Below are 853 nucleotides of genomic sequence, written 5' to 3'. Positions count from 1 at the left end.
CGGGACACCTCCGCTCGCGCGGAGAGGACACTTTCTGACCTGCGGCGTTAGAGGGGCTTTGCAATCTCTTTGCTCGGCTCCAGCCGCGTCTGGCCGCTGCGGGTGCAGATCAGGTCAGGCCGATACATGGAACGTCAGCCTACGGCCGGGGCCGCCATGAGCACCACGCTCCTCGACCGAGGTCCCTGACACGCACCCATCAGGCAGGGCGCCCATCAGCTCGGGGTCGAAGAAATTCTTGACGTCTTCCCACAGCAGGTCTGGCATCCCGCCATGCTGCTCACCAAGACCCCGCAAGCGCAGCCTGATCTCGAGCGATCGGGGCCGCCGCCTCATACGTGCGTGAGCTGTTGCCGGAGTGCAGCCTCGGCCCGGTCGACGGCCGCTGTTATGGCCCGCTCGTGGATGGCAGGCAGGTTTCCGGCGCCGACGCCCGCCCGCGAGACGACGGTGTGCAGGTCCTGTTCCTGCCGCTCGGAGAGGCACGTGCTCGCGGGGTGGTCGAGGAGTTCTCGGGCTGCGTGGGCGTCCAGGCGGGCCGCGGTGGCGGCGCCGTCGCGTAGTCGGTCGGCGCGGGGGTCGGACGGGTCCTTGAGGAGTTCGAGGGCGCTCAGCGCCGCCCGCGTCTGGAACGTGGCGGTTTCCGGGTCCGGAGAGGCCAGCAGCGCCTGTGCCTGCTGGAGCGCATGGTCCAGCTCGCCATCAAGCGGGCTGGCGGCGTCCGGCGGAGCGCAGCAGACGCTCAGGAGGGCCCGGACGGCCCCTTCCCACGGTTCGCCGATCGCGGAGGAGTTGATCAGGTCGCGGGCTTCCTGGCCGAGGCCGCGTTCCATCAGCGACATGGCCTTGATCT

1 pseudogene is annotated in these 853 nt (G+C 69.6%); it reads right to left on the bottom strand.

The features are described 5' to 3' along the window. Window positions 1-332: 332 nt before the first annotated feature. A pseudogene (locus IH54_RS0138745) lies at window positions 333-853 on the bottom strand (hypothetical protein); the annotation flags it as partial.

This window comes from Streptomyces sp. NRRL F-5123 (assembly GCF_000721495.1).
Classification (GTDB): Bacteria; Actinomycetota; Actinomycetes; order Streptomycetales; family Streptomycetaceae; genus Actinacidiphila.
The sequence above is the reverse complement of the archived record's forward strand: the minus strand, read 5'-3'. Positions and strand labels throughout refer to the sequence as shown.